The organism is Deltaproteobacteria bacterium HGW-Deltaproteobacteria-18, from assembly GCA_002841885.1.
In the GTDB taxonomy this organism is placed as follows: domain Bacteria; phylum Desulfobacterota; class Desulfovibrionia; order Desulfovibrionales; family Desulfomicrobiaceae; genus Desulfomicrobium.
This window is the reverse complement of sequence record PHBE01000010.1, coordinates 119,083-139,010: the sequence shown is the minus strand read 5'-3', so window position 1 is coordinate 139,010 and position 19,928 is coordinate 119,083. Positions and strand designations below refer to the sequence as shown.

Annotated in this window: 14 protein-coding genes and 2 pseudogenes; 9 read left to right on the top strand and 7 right to left on the bottom strand. The window is 57.7% G+C overall.

Going from position 1 to position 19,928, the window contains the following annotated elements:
* Positions 1-1,160: 1,160 nt before the first annotated feature.
* From CVU60_11080 to CVU60_11070, 3 genes are all read left to right on the top strand, one after another.
* Complete coding sequence (locus CVU60_11080) at positions 1,161-1,814, top strand: hypothetical protein (GenBank protein PKN41549.1); 654 nt, start codon at positions 1,161-1,163, stop codon at positions 1,812-1,814.
* Between the two features lie 106 nt (positions 1,815-1,920).
* On the top strand, positions 1,921-2,436 hold the full coding sequence (locus CVU60_11075; GenBank protein PKN41548.1) for a hypothetical protein: 516 nt from the start codon (positions 1,921-1,923) through the stop codon (positions 2,434-2,436).
* Positions 2,437-3,151: 715 nt separating this feature from the next.
* The gene (locus CVU60_11070; GenBank protein ID PKN41547.1) at positions 3,152-3,832 is read left to right on the top strand and encodes a resolvase; all 681 of its coding nucleotides are present in this window, start codon (positions 3,152-3,154) and stop codon (positions 3,830-3,832) included.
* A gap of 305 nt (positions 3,833-4,137) precedes the next feature.
* Here CVU60_11070 and CVU60_11065 read toward each other — a convergent pair whose 3' ends face one another.
* Genes CVU60_11065 through CVU60_11055 form a run of 3 tightly spaced genes read right to left on the bottom strand, consistent with a single transcriptional unit; the run spans position 4,138 to position 7,294 of the window.
* Entirely contained in the window at positions 4,138-4,836 is a 699-nt protein-coding gene (locus CVU60_11065) for a magnesium chelatase (GenBank protein ID PKN41546.1), read from the bottom strand.
* Positions 4,837-4,838: 2 nt separating this feature from the next.
* On the bottom strand, positions 4,839-5,441 hold the full coding sequence (lepB, locus tag CVU60_11060; protein ID PKN41545.1) for a signal peptidase I: 603 nt from the start codon (positions 5,439-5,441) through the stop codon (positions 4,839-4,841).
* A 50-nt stretch (positions 5,442-5,491) separates the two neighbouring features.
* Positions 5,492-7,294, bottom strand: coding sequence for an elongation factor 4 (locus CVU60_11055; GenBank protein PKN41544.1), 1,803 nt, complete (start codon positions 7,292-7,294; stop codon positions 5,492-5,494).
* Positions 7,295-7,564: 270 nt separating this feature from the next.
* Between CVU60_11055 and CVU60_11050 the strand changes: the two genes are divergently transcribed.
* On the top strand, positions 7,565-8,422 hold the full coding sequence (locus CVU60_11050; GenBank protein PKN41543.1) for a DNA-binding response regulator: 858 nt from the start codon (positions 7,565-7,567) through the stop codon (positions 8,420-8,422).
* A gap of 90 nt (positions 8,423-8,512) precedes the next feature.
* Positions 8,513-10,459 (top strand): acetate--CoA ligase, encoded by a 1,947-nt coding sequence (acs, locus tag CVU60_11045; protein PKN41554.1) that lies wholly within the window; start codon positions 8,513-8,515, stop codon positions 10,457-10,459.
* Here the strand turns inward: acs and CVU60_11040 are convergent.
* Positions 10,456-12,855: a CoA-binding protein gene (locus CVU60_11040; GenBank protein PKN41542.1), complete on the bottom strand. Its 2,400-nt coding sequence runs from the start codon at positions 12,853-12,855 to the stop codon at positions 10,456-10,458. The two genes, acs and CVU60_11040, sit on opposite strands and share 4 nt — an antisense overlap.
* Before the next feature lie 48 nt (positions 12,856-12,903).
* Positions 12,904-13,169 (bottom strand): annotated as a pseudogene (locus CVU60_11035) (GNAT family N-acetyltransferase).
* Between the two features lie 38 nt (positions 13,170-13,207).
* On the opposite strand from CVU60_11035, the gene CVU60_11030 reads away from it, so the two are divergent.
* Positions 13,208-13,540: a hypothetical protein gene (locus tag CVU60_11030; GenBank protein ID PKN41541.1), complete on the top strand. Its 333-nt coding sequence runs from the start codon at positions 13,208-13,210 to the stop codon at positions 13,538-13,540.
* A 433-nt stretch (positions 13,541-13,973) separates the two neighbouring features.
* Here CVU60_11030 and CVU60_11025 read toward each other — a convergent pair.
* Positions 13,974-14,087: pseudogene (locus CVU60_11025) on the bottom strand (pilus assembly protein).
* Between the two features lie 530 nt (positions 14,088-14,617).
* On the opposite strand from CVU60_11025, the gene CVU60_11020 reads away from it, so the two are divergent.
* Genes CVU60_11020 through rnr form a run of 3 tightly spaced genes read left to right on the top strand, consistent with a single transcriptional unit; the run spans position 14,618 to position 18,541 of the window.
* On the top strand, positions 14,618-15,322 hold the full coding sequence (locus CVU60_11020) for a hypothetical protein (GenBank protein PKN41540.1): 705 nt from the start codon (positions 14,618-14,620) through the stop codon (positions 15,320-15,322).
* Between the two features lie 47 nt (positions 15,323-15,369).
* Complete coding sequence (lpxK, locus tag CVU60_11015; GenBank protein ID PKN41539.1) at positions 15,370-16,458, top strand: tetraacyldisaccharide 4'-kinase; 1,089 nt, start codon at positions 15,370-15,372, stop codon at positions 16,456-16,458.
* Entirely contained in the window at positions 16,436-18,541 is a 2,106-nt protein-coding gene (gene rnr / locus CVU60_11010; GenBank protein PKN41538.1) for a ribonuclease R, read from the top strand. The genes lpxK and rnr overlap by 23 nt, the downstream gene beginning before the upstream one ends.
* A gap of 2 nt (positions 18,542-18,543) precedes the next feature.
* Here rnr and trmE read toward each other — a convergent pair whose 3' ends face one another.
* A complete protein-coding gene (gene trmE, locus CVU60_11005) occupies positions 18,544-19,917 on the bottom strand; it encodes a tRNA uridine-5-carboxymethylaminomethyl(34) synthesis GTPase MnmE (protein ID PKN41537.1) in 1,374 nt (457 codons plus the stop codon).
* Positions 19,918-19,928: the final 11 nt, after the last annotated feature.

The following is a 19,928-nucleotide window of genomic DNA, read 5'->3' as shown; positions in this document are numbered from 1 at the left end:
GAGTTCGCCCCACACAAGGGGCTGCGGATGCTTTCGCCAAGGGAATTCATCCGCCTTTCAGCAACCGCAGAGTGTCCGGTTTAATAGGGGCAACTCCAGAGCCAAAGGAACCGGGGAGCTTTGGGCCGACCTCTCGCCTTGGCATAGGGCTGATATGCGGTGGAGACCTCCTGCTCATAGGAGGAGTTAACCACCCAGGATTATTATCTTTATCAGGTAAATCTGTGAGAGGCGGAAGACCCTCTAAGGGTTGGTTGAAATTGTGAATAATCTCAATCAGTTGTAATTAGGGACCACTTTTAGAGGGACACCTAAAGAGACACCTCCGGTAGGAAGGAGAATTTTAGGAGCTTGATGAAGATGAAAACTTTAAGATACACCTTAAGGGAAACCTTAGGAGTACCTTAGGACACCTTACGTTTACCAAAGGGGACCTAGAAAGGCCTTGTTCGTAGTCATCATCACCATCGTTGATAATGAACAGCCAGCTAAAGCTTCAGAGCTTACAGTCTCCATATCCGGCATGAGGTCTTCACCGCCAGCCAGAGCATGGGGCCGTCCTCATGCACAACATATGCTCCACCTTCCAGGGGAGATCATGCGCCACAGCATACACGGTACCTCCTCGAAGGGGTGAAGTACCGAGGAAGCCCCGGCCCACGGTCTCCCCTTTTTTCGCTTTTCATACCAAGCTGTAGGGAAATAGCAGGTCAGGCCTGAAGGTGCCCGGTATTACTCAAAGGTATCGATTCGATACTTTTGACCTCCATCCCTCCCAGCACCTAGGCGAACCAAGGGCTTACAGAGACACACCTCTATTTGGCCCGTAATCGCCACTCTCGGGCGTCCTAGCTTGAAGATGATATCAATGGACAAGATGATATTTGGATGGCCTTAGAATTGAAATATGAAGGTCGCTTTTTCCTGCCCTAGGGATAACCTGCCGGAGAACAAAGGGAAAGGATGTTTACCACCAACCACGATGAGGCTCAGTTCCTCGCCCGTCCAGATGTAGCCGAGCAGGTCGGGGCTTTGTTCGCAGAGTCCATCCGACTGGCCGGTGAGCATTTCGGTTTCGCATGCCCGACCACAGGTGAATTCAAGATCGGTCCTTCCTGGGCTGAGACACATTAACATAAATAATCACAAGGAGATACCTCATGTCCAATACCACCACCAACGCTATCACCACCTTCCAGTTTCCCTTGACCATTGGCCGGGATGTCAACGTCCGCATCACCGACCAGAATGGTGACCCCTGGTTCATCGCCAAGGATGTATGTGAGATTCTCGGTTTCAGAGATGCCTACAACGGGGTTCGCCTTCTCGATGATGACGAGAAGGGTACTCTCAATGTGAGTACCCCCGGTGGGGATCAGGATCTGACCATCATCAACGAGTCTGGCCTCTACTCCCTGATCCTCCGGTCCCGCAAAGCGGAAGCCAAGCGGTTCAAGAAGTGGGTGACCAACGATGTCCTCCCATCCATCCGCAAGAACGGCGGGTACATCATAGGTCAGGAGAAGATCGTCACCGGAGAGATGTCCGACCTTGAGTTCCTCGCCAAGGCCCAGACGGTTGCCGGTCGGGTGCTGATGGCACTGACCAGGGAACGTGATGCGCTCCTGGCTGCGAACGCTGCCATGCTCCCCAAGGCCAAACGCTACGACGCCGTGGTGGCCGACAAGGATCAGATGGTCCATGAGTTCGCCAGGAAGCTGAAGGGTGTGCTCAATTTTGAGCAGACCTCCTACATCCACCCACAGAACGGCCAGAGCCAAGCGTTCCTTCCCTATGTACGAGGTGGCCCGTGAGGGGTTCACTTTCTTGGCTACGGGATTCACCGGAGTGCAGGGGCATTGCCGATGAAGGCACAAGACCACAGTATTCAGCAGATGCCCGATTGACGCGATATTATTGATGGCTTATATCTTAAAGTATTCAGGAGCGAATATGAACAACTACACTCAAGAGCAAATCAAGAAAAAGGCCTCCGAACTCATCGACGCGGCAGGAGTAACTGACGAGTTCCCCGTGCCCCTTAGCGCCATTCTTGATCACTTGAATTATCATTGGGTACAGTTCCAGCCCAACGAAAAGACCGCTGGTGTTGCAGGCGCTGTCAATCACCAACAGCACAGGGTGTACACCAACGCCTACGATATCCCTCAAAGACAGCGCTTCACGGCGGCCCATGAAATTGGGCACATTGTGCTCCATGAGGGAGAGAATGTTGTTGACCTTCGAGTGACCACAACACCCTATGATACGCCTGAAGCCGACGCGAACTCCTTTGCAGCAGAACTATTGATGCCCGAAGGAAAATTCAGAGAGCTTAGAGAAAAAAAGAAATATACCCGTAGCCAGCTCGCAGACTTTTTTGGTGTCAGCCATCAGAGTGTCGAAGTACGTCTAAATAAACTTTCTTTGTCATAAGGGTATCTTCTGTGAAAGGTCTTCGTGGAACAGAAACAACCAATCCGCTTCAAGCGCTTGAAGAATCTCCCCTTAACCCCGTTCATAATGATCCACTTCCAGAACAAGACAACAAAATAAAAAAAAACGCCGCTTTTACAAAATGCCAAGTTGGCCTTCTTATATTCTTGGCAGTTATAGTTGGAGGAATTGTACTTTTCGGGGTAGGAGTATTCATATGCCTTACTTATAATCACATCGGATACGTCTTAAAGTGCCCAGAAATGACGAAAGACTTACTCGCTGACATGGTGAAAATCGTTCTCACTGCCAGCGCTACACTTTTCTTTGGAAGCTTGTTCAACAGATAAACCAACAACCTGTCGATTAATTTTCCCTCAAAAACCTGAAAGCCCATATCGTACTATAATATCGACCAAGTTCCCCCGTGCCTTGCGTCCGCTTCAACTCCTTGGAGAATTAATCATCACCAAGATAGTCATCGTTCCTTGCTTCCATAGACAGGCCGCCACCCACCGACAGCCTAATACCCCGACCATCAGGTTGCAGTCATCGGCAACCCTAAGTTGAATTTAGATTTAAGCGAAGGGACTCCTCAACTTTGAGGACACCCAAGACAAACAACAAAGGCTCGCTTGACACCCCCCCCCCCTTCCATCCTATTACAAAACCTCCTAACGAACGTAAGCGGGATTTGTAAGCAGGAGGAAAGGACATGGCTGAAGGGAAGTTCATCTCATATCTGAGGGTATCCACCGCCAAGCAGGGACTGTCAGGGCTTGGCCTTGAGGCACAAAGGAAGGCTGTCACCGACTTCTTGAACGGCGGGAACTGGACCTTGTTGAATGAGTTCGTCGAGGTTGAGAGCGGGAAGAAGAACGACAGACCAGAACTGAACAAGGCCCTGGCCCATTGCAGGCTCACAGGGGCCACGCTTGTTATCGCCAAGCTGGACCGACTGTCACGCAATGCCCACTTCCTGCTGGGCTTACAGGAGGCTGGGGTTCACTTCATCGCCACCGACATGCCGACTGCCAACGAGCTTACAGTGGGCATCATGGCCCTTGTAGCCCAGGAGGAAAGGAAGGCCATCTCTGCCAGAACCAAGGCCGCCCTTGCTGCCGCCAAGGAACGAGGCGTGAAGCTGGGCTGTCCGAATGGAGCGGCTCACCTCCGGCAGTACGGGAACGAACTAGGGGTGGAGGCAGTGAAGCGGAATGCTGATGAACGGGCCGGAAAGCTGGCCGATGTGGTCAAGGAAATCCAGACCAAGGGGACCACGAGCTTGAAGGGTATTGCTGATGAACTGAACAGACAGGGAATCACTACGGCCAGGGGAGGCTTGTGGCATGCGTCCAGCGTGAAGAACCTTATTTCCCGCTTGCGTACAGGATAGATTACTTTACAAAACGAACTAGCACGACTTCAAAAGAAATATCACAACTAAAAAAAAGACAACCATAGCGGACACTATCCTTATCCATTCAGAAATCGAGAAACCAATATCTCCACAACCACAGTTAGGACATGACATAGACACATCATGTCCTCTCGGATACCATGTGTAAGAGCAGTTTTTACATTTATTCTGTGGACGCTTCGCCATCTCAATTCTCCGCGCTATATTTTTACCCCTGAAAGATGCTATTATTTTTTTCTAAACTCCCCATCTTGAGCCGCAGTTAAGCCTAAGTGGACATGTCAGCCCGTGAAATAATTGACGGGGTATTCACACCTTAACATGAGCATGTTGTGCGACCCGGCACAGGCAATCTCAATGGCCCGCTTGGCCCGCTCCTGCCCCTTGACCTCCGAGAAATCCCGCCGGAACTGCTCCTGCTCGCTCCACAGGCCCTCCACATCGCAGACCAGAGGAGCGATATCCTCTTCGCCGAGCACGAAGCGCACAACCTGGGCCAGGCTCTTGCAGCCGAACACGGGCAGCCCCTGCACCACGGCGGCTTCCCTGCCGTTGGCCTCGGGCACGATCATGCCCCGGGCCCCGGCTTCACGGGCCCGTAGTGCCAAAGGCAAGACACCGGGCACGGGCTTGAGTTCCCCTGAAAGCGAAAGCTCTCCGGCCAGATAGAGGCCGGAGAGCTTTTCTCCGGAGATGACTTCGGCCCCGGCCAAAAGGCCGAGGGCCAGGGGGAGGTCGTAGCCCGAGCCCTCCTTGCGGATATCGGCCGGGGCTATGTTCACGGTGATGCGGCTGGGCGGCAGCTTGAAGCCCGAATTCTTGAGCGCCGAAAAAACGCGCTCCTTGGCTTCCCGTACCGCGCCTTCGGCCAGCCCGACCATGATGAAGGCGGGCATGCCCGACCGTGCCAGGTCCACCTCTAGCTCGATGGAGAATCCGTCGATTCCCAGCAAGGCGGCGGTGGAGACCTTGGCGATCATGCCTATTCCACCATCTGCCCGATGCGTTCCCAGCGGATGTCGGTCAGGCTGGCCCAGGACCAATACAGGATGAGAGCCTTGCCCTCGATGGTGTTGCGCTCGACAAAACCCCAGAAACGCGAGTCGTATGATTCGTCACGATTGTCGCCCATGACGAAATACTTGTTCTCGGGCACCATGACGGGCCCGAAATTGTCGCGCCGAGGCACGGACGTCGAGGCATCGACATGCTGGATGTAGGATTCCTGAAGTTCCACGCCGTTGCGGAAGACCTTCTTGTCCCGGATCTCGATGACGTCGCCCGGCAGGCCGATGACGCGCTTGATGAAATCCTTGGAAGGGTCCTCGGGGAATTCGAACACGATGATGTCGCCATGCTCTGGGCCTTCACGCTCGATGATCATGGTGTTGGTGAAGGGAATCTTTACGCCGTATGCAAATTTGGTGACCAGCAGGTGATCGCCGATCTGCAAGGTCTGGAGCATGGATCCGGACGGAATCTTGAAAGCCTGGACCACGAAAGAACGGATGAAAAACGCCAGTATGAGCGCCACGATAAGGGCTTCGGCGTATTCCTTGAGCATTGTCTGCCAACGAGGGTTCATGTCTGTACCTGCCTGATACGTAATCTGCCTACGCAGTTGTTATCGAAACTTTATTCGTCCGACTGAAGGGCTGCCAGGAATGCTTCCTGCGGAATCTCCACGCTGCCCATGCGCTTCATGCGCTTCTTGCCTTCTTTCTGTTTTTCCAGGAGCTTGCGCTTTCTGGTAATGTCACCGCCGTAGCACTTGGCCGTGACGTTCTTGCGCATGGGCGAAACCCGCTCACGCGCAATGATCTTGCTGCCCACGGCCGCCTGAATGATGATCTCGAACAGCTGGCGGTGAATGACCCGCTTGAGCTTCAGCGCCAGGGCGCGACCCCGGTACGCCGCGTTGGAACGGTGCACGATGACCGCCATGGCGTCCACGGCTTCGCTGTTGATGAGCACATCAAGTTTGACCAGATCGGCCACCCGGTAGTCGATGACCTCGTAGTCCAGAGAGGCGAAGCCCTTGGTCACCGATTTGAGACGGTCGAAGAAGTCGTAGACGATCTCCGAGAAGGGGAGCTCGTAACTGATGACCACGCGGGTGGACGTCATGTAGCGCATGTCCTTCTGGATGCCGCGCTTCTCCTCGCAAAGTCCCAGCACGTTGCCGACGTAATCGTTCGGAACGTGAATCTCCATGCGAACGAAGGGCTCGGCAATGGATTGGATCTTTTCCTGCGGAGGCAGGTTGCTCGGATTGTCGATGTCAAAGGTCGCGCCGTCAATACGGGTCACTCGGTAGATGACCGAAGGGGCGGTGGCGATGAGCTTGGCCTGAAACTCGCGCTCAAGGCGTTCCTGGATGACCTCCATGTGCAAAAGTCCCAGAAAACCGCAACGGAATCCGAAGCCGAGGGCCTGAGAGGTCTCGGGCTCGTAGTACAGGGCGGCGTCATTGAGCTGCAGCTTCTCCAGCGCAGACTTCAAGGTGTCGTATTCCCCCGGCTCCACGGGATAGAGGCCGCAGAAGACCATGGGTTTTATGGTCTTGAATCCGGGAAAAGGGGTGGCCGTGGGATTGTCGGGGTCGGTGATGGTGTCGCCGACCTGGGCATCCTTGAGCTCCTTGATGGCCCCGCACATGAAGCCGACCTCGCCCGCCGCGAGCTGTTTTATGTCCGTGGGCTCGGGCGAGAAAACGCCGAGCTTGGTGACTTCGAACTTCTTGCCCGTGGCGCACATCTGCACGCGCTGACCGTTCTTGATCCGTCCTTCCAGGACCCTGAAAAGAACGACCACGCCCTGATACGAATCGTACCAGGAGTCGAAGATCAGGGCTTTCAGAGGCGCTTCAGTATCGCCCTTTGGCGGCGGAACCCGCTCCACGAGACGCTCAAGCAGCTCTTCCACGCCCAGCCCCGACTTGGCCGAAACCTTGACGATATCGGTGCAGTCGATGCCGATGACTTCCTCGATCTCCTCCGCCACCCGCTCGGGCTCGGCGCTGGGCAGGTCGATCTTGTTCAGGACCGGCAGCACTTCAAGATCATTGTCCAGCGCCATGTATACGTTGGCCAGGGTCTGGGCTTCCACTCCCTGGGTAGCGTCGACCACCAGCAGCGCCCCATCGCACGCGGCCAGACTGCGCGAAACCTCGTAGGAGAAGTCGACGTGACCGGGCGTGTCGATGAGATTCAGGATGTAGTTGCGGCCGTCCTTGGCCTTGTAGGGAATGCGCACACTCTGGGCCTTGATGGTGATGCCGCGTTCCTGCTCCAGTTCCATGCGATCCAGGTACTGGTCCTTTTTCTGACGATCGGAGATAAGCCCCGTCTTTTCCATGATCCGGTCGGCCAAGGTTGACTTGCCGTGATCAATGTGGGCTATAATACTGAAATTTCTGATATTTTCTTGTGTAGCCATATGTCCTGTGTTGGGAGAGAGACTCGCGTTCATTACGGGTAAAACGTTTATTGATATTTGATTTTCTTTGGGATGTCCATTGAACGCAAGGTGGGAGAAAATTCGGAGAGAAACGACAAAACCAATTGAATTCAGATAATTAACGCTCAAAGCCGCAAGCTGGAACACGTCCGCCCCAAGGTCGGCGCCGAAGACGGGAACAGCGCTTGAGAACTTTTGAAATCAAGGATATATGATCGTTTTCCCATTACCTGCGACCAGGCTGGCGCCATGTCCAAACTCAAAGCGTTGCTTCTTCACCCGGATCCTGAAGTCAGGTCTCAATTGCGAGACATGCTCTCCCCTGTCAAGGAGATTGCCGTGCTCGGGGAAGCGGTGTCCTCGTTTGAGGCCCTGGAGATGCTGACCTTCATCCCCTACGATGTCTTTTTCATGGGCACGGACCTGCCGCACGGAGTCAGCGGCATGGAACTGGCCGCGCATCTGGCCCAGGGCGACGACCCGCCCGCGCTCATCTTCCTGGCCACGGAAGAGGATCAGGCTTTCACCGCCTTCGAACTGGGAGCCGCCGACTATCTGCTCTGGCCCGCAAACGCGAACCGCTTCGCGCGCTCCATCGAGCGCCTGCGCCCGCTGCTTCCACGCAAGAAGGCATCCCCGCCGACCCAGCCCCTGCAGGCCCGTCAGCACATAAACGAAGAGACCGTGCAACTGTCCATGGGCGACGACGAGGAAGAGATCTTCGTCAACGCCCTGCGCCAGGCGTGGGACATGAGCCGGGAGCGCTCCCCGGAGATCGAAAAGCTGCCGGTCAATCAGGAGGGCCGCCACATCCTCATCCCCTACACGCAGATCGTGTACGTGGAGGCCTACGAGGACTACAGCTTCGTGCACACGGCCCAGGACCGCTTCCTGACCTCATATCGTCTCAAGAACCTGGAGGCGCGCCTGCGGCCGCATCGCTTCTGCAGGGTGCACCGCAAGTATCTGGTCAACCTGGACATGGTCACGGAGATCGCATCCATGCCCGGCGGCAATTTCATGCTGCGCACGGCCGGACGCAAGAAGATCGAGCTTCCGGTCAGCAGGCGGCGCATCGGCGAACTGAAGAAAATTTTGCAACTCTAGCGGCGCTTACCTGGCCCAAAAGGCCATTAGCCGAGAATTGGCTTTCCCAGAATACTAAAACGAGTACACAATATGGAACGACGCACCGGCATGAAACGCGGCCTGCCGCGCAAGGAGAACGCCATGAAAGAAACCGACATGGCCTATGGCGAAGAACTCGTCTTCCGCCCCCTGCCCCAATTGGTCATTGAGGCCAATGTCAATCCGCAGGAGTTTGCCACGGCCCAGGCTTCGGCCAGGGCCGACAACCTGGGATATTGGGAAGACGCGGCCCAGGAACTGGACTGGTTCAACAAGTGGGACGTTATCCTGGATGACTCCGAGGCTCCTCGCTACCAGTGGTTCAAGGGCGCCCAGTGCAACATCGTATACAACGCCCTCGACCGTCACATCGCCACGGCCAACAAGAACAAGCTGGCGCTCATCTGGGAAGGCGAGGCCGGAGACACCAAAAAATACACCTACTATGAACTCTACCGCGAGGTGAACAAGCTGGCCAACGCCATGCGTTCGCTGGGCCTTGGCAAGGGCGACCGGGTGGTGCTCTACATGCCGCTCATCCCCCAGACCATGATGGCCATGCTCGCCTGCGCCAAGATAGGGGCCGTGCATTGCTCGGTCTTTGCCGGATTTTCCGCCAAGGCCTTGCGCCAGCGCATCACCGAGGTCGAGGCCAAGCTGGTCGTCACCGCCGACGGATTCTACCGCAACGGACGCATCGTCAACTTGAAATCCACCGTGGACGAAGCGCTGGTAGGAGGATGCGACTGCGTGGAGACCGTGGTCGTGGTCAACCGCGCCAAGCTGGACGTGGACATGGGCGAGGCCCGCGACATCTGGTACGACGCCCTGGTCCGCCAGGAACGCTCCGACGCGGCCACGGAGATCATGGACTCAGGCGACCCGCTCTTCATCCTGCACACCTCCGGAACCACGGGCGAGCCCAAGGGCATCGTGCACGGCCACGCCGGATACATGGTCGGCCTGCACCGCTCGCTGGACTGGGTCTTCGACATCAAGCCCACGGACATCTTCTGGTGCACCGGCGACATGGGCTGGATCACCGGGCACAGCTACGTGGTCTATGGTCCGCTCATCGCCGGCACGACCACGGTCATGTACGAGGGGCATCCCCTCTATCCCCAGGCCGACCGCATGTGGGACATTGTGGCCCGTTACGGAGTGACCATCCTGTACACGGCCCCCACGGTCATCCGCATGCTCATGCGCTACGGCAACCAGTATCCGCGCATGCACGACCTCTCGACCCTGCGCCTCCTGGCCAGCGTGGGCGAACCCATTTCCCCCGACACCTGGCTCTGGTTCTACAAATTCATCGGCCACTCCCAATGCCCCATCCTCGACACGTGGTGGCAGACCGAAACCGGCGGATGCATGATCACCCCCTTCCCGGTCTCGGTCCTGAAGCCGGGCTCCGTGCACCGGCCCATGCCGGGCATCGAGGTGGCCATCGTCGACGAGGAAGGCAATCCCGTGGAAGACGGGGTGGCCGGCAACCTCGTCGTCACCAAACCCTGGCCGTCCATGCTGCTTGATATTTTCGGCAAGCCCGAACTCCACGACGCGACCTACTGGCCGCTGGGGCCCGGCAAGTACTGGGCAGGGGATATCGCCACCCGTGACGAAGACGGTCTGATCTGGATCCACGGCCGCTCCGACGACGTCATGAACATCGCCGGGCATCGCATCGGCAACGTCGAACTCGAAAACGCCTTCCTGACCCACAAGGCCGTGGCCGAAGCGGCCGTGATCGGCATCCCGGACAAGATCAAGGGCGAGGTGGCCAAGGCCTACATCGTGCTGCAAGCGGAGTTCGCGGCCTTGGACGATCGCAACGAAATCATCCGCATGCTCAAATCCCATATCCGCAAGGAAGTGGGCCCCGTGGCGGTGATCCGGTCCATGGAGTTCGTCGAGGCTCTGCCCCGGACCAGCAGCGGCAAGATCGTGCGCCGGGTCCTGAAAGCCAAGGAAGCAGGGTTGCAGGTCGATTTGGGCGCTGTCGTCGAAGACTAGGAACCGCCCCGCAACACATCAGCGAACAACCTGGCCTGAATATACTGGGCCAGCGCCGCCACCGCGCGGTCGCAGACCGGAAAGACCGGGACGCCCCCGGCCATGAGCACGTCGCGCAATGGATCATAGAGGCGGCCGCCGTCGATGACGCCGATGATGGGCTTGTCGCTCTGCCTGGCTACTTCCGGCAGCAAGCGTGCAATGCCGCCTTCGGCATGAAGGTCAAAGGCCGGAACGTCTGTTTCGGCCAGGGTATGCATGGCCGGAGAGAGGGGATCCAGCCCCAGGACCACTGCATCGACTCCGGAGTCTGCGGCCAGGATGGCGGCGATGCGGGCGTGGGCATCGTCATCGGCGGCAGGGTTGATGTCCAGCGGATTGACTATGCTGACCAGTGCATCCAGACGCTTCTCACGCAGCACTCCGGCGATCTTCTCCGCGCTCTCCTGCGCAAAAGGCGCCAGTTGCATCGCGTAGTCGTCGCTCTGAATGGAATCGGCCATGCCCACGGCCTCGAAACCCGCGCCGCTCACGGCCGCCAGGCGATTGCCGCGTATCCGCTTGTCGTGCAGGGTTTCGGCCAGCAGAAAAAGGTCCTGGAACTGATTGAAATTCTGGGCCACGATAGCCCCGGCCTGACGCACGCAGCTCTCACAGACCATGAAATCACCGGCCAGCGAAGCGGTATGCCCACTGGTGGCGGACTTGCCTTCCGGTGTACGGCCCGCCTTGTAGAAGACCACCTCCTTGCCGGCCATGACCACCTCGCGCACGGCTCGGCAAAATGCCAGCCCGTCGAGGTCGCTGAATCCTTCGGCATAGACCGCGATGACATCCACCTGATCCGAATCCTTGAAATAGCTGACCATGTCGCCAAGGGTCAGATCCGTCTGATTGCCCATGGAGATCATGTACGCCGGCACCAGTTCCGGACACTGGCTGCTGCGATGCAGCATGAAGGCCCCGCTCTGGCTGACCAGGGCCGCGCGGCGGTAGGGCTTGCCCCGGTCGCGAGGCAGCTTCTCCTCGGGGATGAACCAGGTGTCGTAGCGCCCGGGCCTGGAGACCACACCCATGCAGTTGGCACCCAGAAAAACCGGTCCGCCGTCACTCGTGGCGTGAGCCGCGTTGATCTGGGCCACGACCTGGGCGGCGCGCTCGCGGCTGTCCTCGGTTTCGCCCATGCCGCCGGGGATGAGCATGACCGCGTGGGCCGCGTCGCGGCGGATGATCTCCTCCACCAGATCGGGGACCTGGGCTGCACCCACGGCCACCACCAGCAGATCGAGCCTGTGTGGCAGAGCGGCCAGATCGGGCACGCACAGCACTCCGCTCTGATCAGGGACGCCCTCGCGCAGGATCGTCACGTTTTGCGGGTCAAAACCCTGGGCCAGGATGTTCTCCAGAATGATGCGCCCAAAATTCCGCCGCGTGGCCGAAACTCCGACAATGCCGATGCGCTCCGGGTGCAGCAGATTATGGATCTTACCCACTGGCCTGCCCGCAGCTTGAGACTGTGGCAGGGAAAAGCGGCACATGCCATCCAGGGGCACCATCAGATAATCGGTAAAAGCGAAGGGATTGACTTCCAGTTCCTCGATGATGAATGGCGCGTCCGGATTGTCCGGCGAATAATGATTGGCCATGGCCACGAAACTTTCAAAGCACTCGATGAGCTGCTCGTCAGTCACAATGCGGCGCTGCCCCCGGGTCAACCCGGCGAGTTTCTTGTAGGAGATGGTCTGGCGGAAAAGTTCGAAAAAAGTCTGCCCATCGGTCATGGCCGTGGACGCTGCCACAATGGCCTGGCCCTTGCGGAAACGCTGGGCGTAAAGCTCCGTATCCGTTCCGCCGAGCCCGGCGCTAAGGACCATGCCGAACTCGCGGGTACGGCGCAGGCCGACGATGAGCTCGTGGCCGAAGGTGTCGGAGTCCGGCGGCATGAACTGCACCTGCAGCACGCCCTTCACGTCCCGGCTGATGGCGGCCACCAATGCCTGACCACTGAGATTTCGATATGAGGGCGGCGCGGCGTCCGGGTTGCGCTCGATCCAGGCTGCATAGCTCTCGGGCACCTCGTAGAGCATGCGCCGCTGGGCCGAACGCACGCTCTGCGGCGTCTTGGCCACAATCCGCACCCCGCCGACCTCGGTCTTGTGCACGATGGTCGGGGAAACGATCTTGAGCACCGCCCGCTCACCGGGAATGGCCGTAAGCTCCGCATCGGAAGGTCGCGCCCCGCGCACCAGCAGATTGACCTGCGGAGGAGTCTCGGCCCCGGACGCTGCGAGCAGGGTGTAGACTTCGTATTCGTAAAGGAAATTTCTGTTTTCGGAGTGGGCTTGCTGGAGGAGGGCCGCAACGGCCGCAAAATCGATATAGTCGGGTGAGTTCACAGAGGCTCCTTGGAGGCTAAGATGCTGCACATCATGCCCGGAGCGGGATTATCGATCAAGGGGGGACTTAAGATCTTTCAGAAGTAAAAAGTGATGATACGGATCCGTCATGCTCGGTTCAAAATCCCAGGAAGCATACCATTCCCGGGGCCTGTGCGTCCTTGGCATGCACAAGAACCGCCCTGATCCCTGCGATGTCCGCAGCCTGCAGCGTTCACAGCAACACATCCTTGATAAGCGCCCGTCCCAGGCCTTTGCGCAGATACTCCACATCCACCACCAGCCTGGCCAGAATCATTACCGGCACGTGGATGAAGACGAAGAGATTGAGAAGATTTTCTCCCTCAAGATATTGCCCACGATTCTAGGGAATTCAAACTTCGTCCAGACCATCGAAGACCGTTTTTTCGTAGCCAAGCTCAGCCCCGAAGTCCCGGAATCAAGGCAACTTGCGCCGCTCACCATGGAGGCGATCAAAAAAGCCGTCTGTGAAGCCCAAGGCGTCACCGAAAACGTTTTGATCTCGGCCGTGCGAGGAATGACTAATGATCCTAGCGACATCTCCATATATCTCTCCAGAATCCTCAAAGGAGACAACCTGAAACAAATCGGAGAGCACTTCAAAAATCGAGAAGTACAGCACCGTCGCCATCGCGCGAGTGAAAAGGAAGATCGATACAGATAGAAGAATGGCTGAAGGAATCAAGGATATCGTTAAGATGATTAATAAAAGTCAAAAGAAGACTTGGATTCTTCTGCTAAAAACACTCTAAAAGCACTCCCTTTGGACATGGCGAAAGTGCTTTTAGAGTTTACAGAAACAATTCTATGCAACTTGATCATTAATTAAAAGTACAATTTGCTCCACCGTCGTCTATCCTGAGGTTCATAGAAACATTATCATACGCAGTAGTAGCAGTATCCTGAGCATCAACACCAGCATCTGTAATAAAATCAACATTTCCATTAGCCGACGCATTAACAGCAAAGCCAACAAGCTTGCTTCCTGCTACAGTAGTACAGTTTGTCTGAAGAACATTGTCTACAGCGAACTGCGCAGCAGCTTCAGAGATACAATTTCTCAAATCCGAATTACAATTAGCCAGCGACGCATTCCTCTTATACTTCGTAAACTGCGGAATCGCGATCGCTGCCAAGATACCGATAATTGCCACGACGATCAAAAGTTCGACCAGGGTGAAGCCTTTTTCATTCTTTCTGAACCGGTTCATACTATCCTCCAATAAAGTTGGGTTGAGATATCCATGCTTGTATTGGACTACTATCATTATCCGTGCCAAGGTGTCATTTCTTTTGTTTTGTTTTCACTGAAAGGCGTAAAAATATCTCGGAGGCCTCGGGCGGAGTCATTTTTGGGATGGCGGATCTTGTCGAATACTGGCGGGAAATTATTTTTTTTCAGCTAGTTGGAAAAGGCATGGATTCCCGCCTTAGCAGGAATGACCGTTATGGTGGGGGGGGCCTTTTTTGTTGCTAAGGAATATTCTCGTGTTGCCGTGAGTTTCGGAGCAAGCAAACCGGCGCGGATTCTGGGTCCGAACCGACAAATTTTGTCACTTCGGGCCCATTTTTGGGCCGGAGACCGCCAATCCTTGACTTGCGCCCCAGATGACCTAAATCAGAAGGGCTGATTTCTGGCGTCAAGAAGCGTTTTCCGGATCGCTCCGTTAGGGAATTTTGGAAAGTCGCAAGCATCGCCAAAATTCATCCAACATAAGAATAACCATATTGAGGAGGAACAATGAACTTCCAGACTGTTTCCCAGTCCCGCACCGATGTGCAGGCGACCAACCTTTTCCTGCGCGGGGTCTACAACTGGATGAGCCTCGGGCTGGGTCTGACCGCCGTGGTTGCCTACACCGTGGCCAACACGCCCGCCATCGCCCAGGTCATCTTTGCCAATCCCATCATTTTCTGGGGCATGATCATCGCCCAGTTCGGCCTGGTTCTGGCCATATCCGGGGGCGTGCATCGCCTGTCCGCCGGCACCGCCACGGGTCTTTTTCTTCTGTACAGCGCCCTGACCGGCGCCACACTGTCGTCCATCCTCCTGGTCTACACGGCGGCCTCCATCTTCAAGGCCTTCATTGTCTGCACAGGCATGTTCGCGGCCATGAGCGTCTACGGCGCCACCACCAAGAAGGACCTGACCGGCTGGGGCAGCTTCTTGTTCATGGGGCTCATCGGCATCATCCTCGCCTCTGTCGTCAACATCTTCATGGCCAGTTCAGCCCTTGATTTCGTCATCAGCGGAATCGGTGTGCTCATCTTCACCGGCCTCACCGCCTACGACACCCAGAAGCTCAAAGTCATGGGCGAGTCCGCACCCATGGATGATACAGTGGCCGTACGTCGCGGGACCATTCTCGGAGCGCTGACCCTTTACCTTGATTTTATCAATCTGTTTCTCTTTTTGCTGCGATTCTTCGGATCTTCCCGAAACTAATCCGGGGGCGGCATAGGCCGCCCTTTTCCTTTTTCGGCGCTCAAACCATGACTCCTGACCGCATATCTCGACTGCAAAGCCAGTTCCCCCACATACTGGGCCCCTTAAGCAAGGCCTACGCCCGGATCATGCGCCTGCGCGCCAGACTCTACGCTTCGGGCAGGCGCGTGTCCTGGAGGCCCCCGGCCCCCTGCATCAGCGTCGGAAACATTTCCTGGGGCGGCACGGGCAAGACCCCGGTCGTATCCTGGCTGCTGGACTGGGCCCGCGATGAGGGCTTGCGTCCCACTGTGTTGACTCGCGGCTACGGTGCCAAACCGCCGCACCTGCCCTACGCGGTCCAGCTTTTGAGTCCGCCGCATGAGGCGGGTGACGAACCGTTGCTTTTGAAGCGCACCCACCCCCAGGCCCAGATCCTGGTCGACCCCAACCGCGTCCGGGCCGGCAAGATCGCGGCCAGAAAAATGGCCGATCTCTTTGTCCTCGACGACGGGTATCAGCACCTGCGCGTCCAGCGCGACCTGAACCTGTGCCTCATGTGCCCGCGGGATCTGGACGTGGAGTGGAACCGGGTCATCCCCGCCGGATCATGGCGCGAAGACACCTCAGCCCTGGCCAGGGCCGATGCGTTTCTGATCAACACCATGTTCGACGATGACGGGTGCCTTGAGACCATCGCCCATATCAAGCTGGCGATCCTGGGCAAGCCCATCTTTTTTTTCCGGGTCACGGCCCGGGGCGTGGCCAACGCCTTGACTGGAGAGGCGCGGGATACGCTGGACGGACAACGCTTTCTGCTCGTCACGGCCATCGCCAATCCGGACAAAGTGTGTCAGACTTGCAAGACAGATCTTGGAGAAAAGCCGGTCCGGCACCTGATCTATCCCGATCATCACCCCTTCGGCATCTCCGACTGGCAGGCCATTGTCGCAGCCGCCGAACGCAACAACTGCGCGCACATCGTCTGCACTCCCAAGGACGCCGTCAAACTGGCGCCCTTTGCCGATGAACGGCTGTGGACTCCGCAGCTGACGACATCCTTCTCAACCGCCGGCCCTCTTTCGTTTCGCGACTGGCTCGGCGAACGTTTTCACAACCTACCATGGACTTTACATGCCCCCGAAAAAGCAAGCTAGACAAACCAAATTTTCCAAGAAAAACCTACTTACCGCCCTGCACCAGGCCGGTGCGCCCCTGCGCAGCAAAAACATCTTCGATCTGTTCGACGCCGACGCCTCCCTCAAGAAGGTTATCAAATCCACGCTGGCCCAGATGGTCGAGAGCGGCGAGATCGTCCAGATGGGCAAGAGCTACGGGCTCCTGGACAACCTGCCGCGCATGACCGGAATCCTCGACGTGCGCCGCTCGGGAGTTGGCTACCTCATTTCCGAAGACAAAAAGCAGAAAGATCTCTTCATCCATTCCAACAATTTCGGCGGAGCCTGGCCCGGCGACAAGGTCGTCGCCGTGATCGACAGCTCGCGCAAGAAGGATTCTCCGGAAGGGCGGGTCGTCGAGGTTTTGGACCGCGCCACGCGCGAGCTCCTGGTCCGGGTCAGCCGGCGCATCCATCAGGACAGCTATTTCTGCCATCCCACGGACTCCCGCATGCCTTTCTACACCGTGGTCGATACCAGCGGCATTCCCAATCCCGAAAAAGGCGACATCCTGAGCGTTGCACCGGTCGAGGAACAGGAAAAAGGACTTTGGCGCTGTACGGCCCTGCGCCGTCTGGGCGAGGAGCGGGATCTGGCCACCCAGGAATTGCTCGTCAAGACCGGCTACTTTATTCCCGAAGTCTTTCCGGTTCCCGCGCTGCGACAGGCCGAAGCCCTGCCAGGCGTCCCATCGCCCGAGGACTGGGCGGGTCGGAATGATCTGCGCAAGCTCACGCTTGTGACCATCGACGGCGAGACGGCCAAGGATTTCGACGACGCGGTCTACGTTGAACGACAGGAGAACGGATACAGGCTGATCGTAGCCATTGCCGACGTGGCGCACTACGTGCCCGAAGGCTCGCCGCTGGACGTCGAGGCGATGGCACGGGGCAATTCCTATTATTTCCCGCTTTCCGTGGAGCCCATGTTCCCTGAGGCCCTCTCCAACGGACTGTGCAGCCTGCGGCCGCTAGTGCCGCGACTGGCCATGGTCGTGGACACGCCCTACTCGCTTGACGGCGAACCCGGCGCTCCGCGGCTCTACAACGCCGTGATCATGAGTCAGGCCCGTCTTACCTACAACCAGGTGCAGGACGCCCTTAACGGCTCGCCGGACCAGGACACGTCCCCGCTTCTGCCCATGCTGCGCGACGCCGAGGAACTGGCCAAAATCTTCATGAAGCGGCGAATGGATCGCGGATGCCTTGATTTCGACATCCCCGAGGCACAGGTCCGCGTGGTCGAGGACATCATCAGTGTCCACGCCGGTACCCGCCTCTTCAGCCACCGCCTGATCGAGGAATTCATGATCGCGGCCAACGAACGCGTGGCCGAGTACATGGGCGCGCGACAGCGCGTCTTCCCGTACCGCATCCATCCGCAACCCGACGAAAAGAAGTTGGAAACCCTGCTGCGCATGCTCTCGCACACAAGCTTGGTAGACCGACTGCCCAAAGAAATGAATCAGATGGGTCTGCAGCAGATCTCTCATGCGGCCAAAGGCACGGACATCGAATATCTGGTCAACCGCCTCATCCTGCGCACCATGATGCAGGCGCAGTATTCGCCGGACAACGACGGTCATTACGGACTGGCGTCCATCGCCTATTGCCATTTCACCTCGCCCATTCGCCGATACGCGGATCTTCTGGTGCACAGATCCCTGAAACGATTGCTGGCTGGTGAACCGGAAAAAATGAGCGTGGGAGACGTGCAGGGTATCTGCGAAGGGCTGAACGCCCTAGAAAGAAAGGCCATGGAAGCGGAGCGGGAGATTCAGAAGAGATCGGCCATCCTCGCACTGGAGGACAGGATCGGCGAAACCATGCGCGGGGTTGTTTCAGGAGTGGCCGATTTCGGCTTCTGGGTGGAGCTTCTGGACATGCCCGTGGACGGTCTGGTGCGGCTCGCCACCCTTGACGACTTCTACGTCTTCGACCCGGAACGCCAAGACCTCCTCGGCCAGCGTACGGGCAAAACCTTCGCCATGGGGCAGACTCTGAACGTGGTGCTCGAAGCCGTGAGCCTGGAGCGGGTGGAGATCAACTTCACGTTGCCCTGAAGTCACTTTCCGATGCAAAATCCATCGAACACGGCGTTGAGCACCTCTTCGGAAGAAATCTCACCCGTGATTTCGGACAGAATGGCGCAGGCCGTGTCCAGACGGACGGAGAGGATGTCGTAAGGCAGTCCGCCCGCGAGCTCGTCCAGCATTTGCATCAGCTCTTCGCCGGCGCGGGCCAGGGCCGTGTACTGGCGCAGGTTGGGCACCAGCGCGCTGGCTTCGGGAGCACCCGTGGCGGCCACGATCCGATGGATTGCCGCCAACAGGTCGGGCACTCCCTGGCCATGCTTGGCGGAAAGGGGGCATACCGCCCTCTCATGCCAAGGGGTCTCCCCAAGCCACGCGGGCTTGGCGCCCACAAGATCCATCTTGTTGGCCACCACGAGCAGGTTGTCCGTGTTCAAGGCCAAATCCAGATCTTCGGCTCCCGGTCCAAGCTCGGAATCGATGACCAGCAGGACCAGATCGGCCCGACCGAGAAGTTCGCGGCTGCGCTCGATGCCCATGAGTTCCACGCTGTCGAGGGACGCGCGCAGGCCCGCCGTGTCCACCAGTCGCACAGGCAGGCCGTCAATCTGCACGGACTCTTCCAGATAGTCCCGCGTCGTGCCCGGAATGTCGGTCACTATGGCCCGGTTTATCCCCAGGATCGCGTTCATCAGGCTCGACTTTCCCGCATTGACCTGTCCGGCCAGCACCACCAGGGCTCCGTCGCGCCAGCAGCGGCCCCGATCGTAATTATCGCCCAGCTCGGCCATGGCCTCACGGACCTCGGCAACACCCCGGGCCAGTTCCTCGGGCGCAAGGCACTCGACCTCGTCCTCGGGAAAATCCACGGCCACGCAAAGCTGTACGCGCAAGGACTCAAGGCCGGACCGAAGTTCGCCGATGCGACGCGCCAGCAGCCCTTCGAGCTTGCTTCCGGCCAGACCCACGGCCACGGCCGTGGGCGCGCCGACAAGCTCCATGATGGCCTCGGCCTGGGTCAGATCCATGCGCGAATTGAGAAAGGCGCGCTTGGAAAACTCGCCCGGCGCGGCCAATCGCGCACCGCGCCCCAAACATTCCTCCACCACCCGGCGCAAAATGGCCCCGCCGCCATGACACTGCAATTCAACCACATCCTCGCCCGTGAACGAACCCGGACCGGGCATGAATGCCGTGAGCACCTCATCCAGAAAACTCCCTTCAGCGTCACGCAATTGCCCGTGATGCAGGTGGTAGGGCCTAAAGGCCATGAATCCCGGACGCGAGGAATGAAAAAGGCCGCGCGCGATTTCGCCCGCAAGGGAGCCGCTCAGGCGGACAATGCCGATGGCGCCCTGGCCGGGAGGAGTGGCGATGGCCACGATAGTGTCGTTGATTGTGTTCATGATGAAAAAAA

Excerpts from the sequence above, each read along its gene's own strand:
- CVU60_11080 (PKN41549.1), top strand. The coding sequence starts at position 1,161 with ATGTCCAATACCACCACCAACGCTATCACCACCTTCCAGTTTCCCTTG.
- CVU60_11075 (PKN41548.1), top strand. The coding sequence starts at position 1,921 with ATGGCTTATATCTTAAAGTATTCAGGAGCGAATATGAACAACTACACT.
- CVU60_11070 (PKN41547.1), top strand. The coding sequence starts at position 3,152 with ATGGCTGAAGGGAAGTTCATCTCATATCTGAGGGTATCCACCGCCAAG.
- CVU60_11065 (PKN41546.1), bottom strand. The coding sequence starts at position 4,836 with ATGATCGCCAAGGTCTCCACCGCCGCCTTGCTGGGAATCGACGGATTC.
- lepB (PKN41545.1), bottom strand. The coding sequence starts at position 5,441 with ATGAACCCTCGTTGGCAGACAATGCTCAAGGAATACGCCGAAGCCCTT.
- CVU60_11055 (PKN41544.1), bottom strand. The coding sequence starts at position 7,294 with ATGGCTACACAAGAAAATATCAGAAATTTCAGTATTATAGCCCACATT.
- CVU60_11050 (PKN41543.1), top strand. The coding sequence starts at position 7,565 with ATGTCCAAACTCAAAGCGTTGCTTCTTCACCCGGATCCTGAAGTCAGG.
- acs (PKN41554.1), top strand. The coding sequence starts at position 8,513 with ATGAAACGCGGCCTGCCGCGCAAGGAGAACGCCATGAAAGAAACCGAC.
- CVU60_11020 (PKN41540.1), top strand. The coding sequence starts at position 14,618 with ATGAACTTCCAGACTGTTTCCCAGTCCCGCACCGATGTGCAGGCGACC.
- lpxK (PKN41539.1), top strand. The coding sequence starts at position 15,370 with ATGACTCCTGACCGCATATCTCGACTGCAAAGCCAGTTCCCCCACATA.
- rnr (PKN41538.1), top strand. The coding sequence starts at position 16,436 with ATGCCCCCGAAAAAGCAAGCTAGACAAACCAAATTTTCCAAGAAAAAC.
- trmE (PKN41537.1), bottom strand. The coding sequence starts at position 19,917 with ATGAACACAATCAACGACACTATCGTGGCCATCGCCACTCCTCCCGGC.